Raw genomic sequence first — 2526 nt, 5'->3', positions numbered from 1 at the left:
CCAAAGAAGAAAAAAATCAATTTTCTATAACATCAGGCGGTGGGTAATCAGCTTCCCCGCTATTAAAATCAGTACCGACAGAAGATAGGCAATATACTGTACCGCACCGCCGTAGGCAATCAACAGATTATAGATCGCATGAAAGGTGATCGCTGCTCCCAGCAGACCGCAGGTTCCGGCAATCTTTAACCACATCCGCTGCCATACATACGCAAGTCCTCTGCCTACGATGGCCCCACAGATCACATGCATCGCTCCTGTTCCTATTCCTCGAAAGAAAATGTGCACCCCAAGGTACACTGCAAAAGCCGCCGAAAATGGCGGCTTTTTGCGTTCCTGCATGCTGCAGTCAGTCCTATGACTAATATCCTGTTTTGGAAGTTGCATCCATTAGCGACGTGCGCCACCAGGCGCACCAAAAGGAACCTTCACCCGGCATATGCCAGGCAAAGGCCCCTTTTGTATTGCTTATTTCATTTTTTACTGAACCCAAATTCCATCCGGTCCCATTTTATAACCGTCCGGGGTCATCTCATCTGCAGCCATGATACCATCCGGCTTCAGATAATACCAGCGTTCATTCCAGAACAGCCATCCGGTAATCATGTCTCCGCCTGCATTTAAGTAGTACCAGTGGCCCATGTAAGACACCCACTCGCTGTGTGCCATGATACCATCTGCCTTAAACCAGTACCAATGACCATCTTTCTGTACCCAGCGGTCTGCAGCAGTCTCTCCGCTGCTTAAGGTCAGTTTCCAGTCGGTTCCGTTCTGTACCCACTGGGCCTGCTCATCAACTACGGACGGGCGATGCTGTTCTTTGGAAGAAACGCTTCCAGCGGAACTGCTTCCACCACCACTGCCAGAGCTGCCTGAACTGCTGACCAGCTTCGGAATACTTGTTCCGTCCTGTAATTTCTTATTGCACCCCTTACAATAGGTATCCCCCGTATAGCCGGCCACATTGGTAGTAGCCTCTGCTCTGTCACGTACCTCAGTGCCACCCGCGTGATTGTCCGCATTCAGTTCTCCATAGGCTGCGCTGCAGGTTGAACACACCGCCTTATCTTTACAGGTAGCCGTACCGCCGGAGTGATTTTCCTTATCATCAATTGCCTCACAGCGGGAGCATTTCTTCCAGTGTTGCTTTTCGTTATGCTGCAGCAAGCTAAAATCATGACCAAGTGCAGAGAGTTCCGCATAAGTCGTATAATCACACCGGGAACAGGTGTCATATGCCTTCCAGCCCGTTTCCATGCAGGTTGCTGCCTTCGCATTGTGATGAATAGGATCGTGACCGAGAGCAGGAAGTTCCGCATAGGTCGTATAATCGCACCGGGAACAGGTGTCATATGCCTTCCAACCCTTTTCTGTACAAGTCGCTGCCTTCGCATTATGACGAACAAAAATATGACCGAATGCACCTATTGTTTCTAAATGTATAGCAGAGCAGACGTCACAAGTAAAGGTTCTCTGTCCTGCTGTCGTGCAGGTGGGTTTTATCGTCACTTCTCCACTGTCCCAATCATGACAGTTTTCCGAATCTATGGCATCACATCGAGAGCATTTTTTCCAATGCTTGTCAGTATCACTTTGCCATGTTTCGCTGATAAAATCGTGGCCCAGCGGGTTACCATAGGCTGTGAAGCAGATTTCGCAGACAGCCTTCTGTGTGCAAGTGGCTGTACCGCCGGAATGATCCATCTTTGTCTCAGATGTGTTGCATTGCACACATTGCTTCCAATGCTGTTTTGAATCAGACTGCCATTCAAAATAGTGGCCGAGCGGGTTTCCATAGGCTGCGTGACAGTTTTCACAAATAGCCTTCTCCGTACAGGTGGGCTCGCCTCCGGAGCAGTCATTCGTTTCTGTGTGACTGCTGTCTGTCGAGCAAGTGCGAGTATGCGTTCCATTGCCATTAGAAGTCCATTCGCCCCAGCTATGGACATGCGCTTCCCATATAGCATAGATTGTTTTGGTATTATAAGCCCCTTGTGGAATAGTGGCGCTATTTCCATAGTTATACACCACCATACCAGTTGGGGTATTTGCCCAGCCTTTGAATGTATATCCGTCACGAACGGGAATTGTACTTGATACAGGGATTTGTACATACAAAGCTGTGCTAGTCACCACCTGATCCGCTGGCGCGCCGCTTCCACCGTTTGCATCGTAATGCAGCGTATAGGTATACTGGGTAGCAGCAAGAAGAACTGCGTTGTTCTGAACCTCCGGTACCAACACATCGAATTCTTCTACGTTCCTGCCCTCTACAGTACTTTCCTGAGCATTAGACGGAGTAGCAATTTCCGCTTCCTGTTCCATTTCTTCTTCGGGTTCATTTTCCTGTGGCATTTCTTCAGCCGCCGGAATGCTGCCTTTTTCTTCGTCATACTGGCAATTTAGCTCTTTTGTGATACAGCCGCTTTCCACGCTGCATATATGGCTGCACTCAACAGGCTCATCCGCCTCGGATGGGGTGGCCTCATTTTCTGATATGATTTCCTGTGAATAGCATTCCAGCGT

Annotated in this window: 2 protein-coding genes; both read right to left on the bottom strand. The window is 49.1% G+C overall.

Annotation, left to right across the window (positions count from 1 at the left end; all coding sequences use genetic code 11):
- Nucleotides 1-24 precede the first annotated feature (24 nt).
- Nucleotides 25-342, bottom strand: a complete 318-nt coding sequence (locus tag WMO41_RS15720) for a PrsW family glutamic-type intramembrane protease (RefSeq protein WP_349230577.1) — start codon at nucleotides 340-342, stop codon at nucleotides 25-27.
- A gap of 138 nt (nucleotides 343-480) precedes the next feature.
- Nucleotides 481-2526: InlB B-repeat-containing protein (locus tag WMO41_RS15715; protein ID WP_349230576.1), on the bottom strand; the 2046-nt coding region annotated here is incomplete at its 5' end.

It is taken from the genome of Ventrimonas faecis (assembly GCF_040096075.1).
GTDB lineage: Bacteria > Bacillota > Clostridia > Lachnospirales > Lachnospiraceae > Brotaphodocola > Brotaphodocola faecis.
Note: the sequence above shows the minus strand (reverse complement) of the source record. Positions and strands in the feature narration are given on the sequence as shown.

What these genes read in the sequence shown, in the direction of transcription:
- WMO41_RS15720 (WP_349230577.1), bottom strand. Translation starts at nt 342, where the DNA reads ATGCAGGAACGCAAAAAGCCGCCATTTTCGGCGGCTTTTGCAGTGTAC.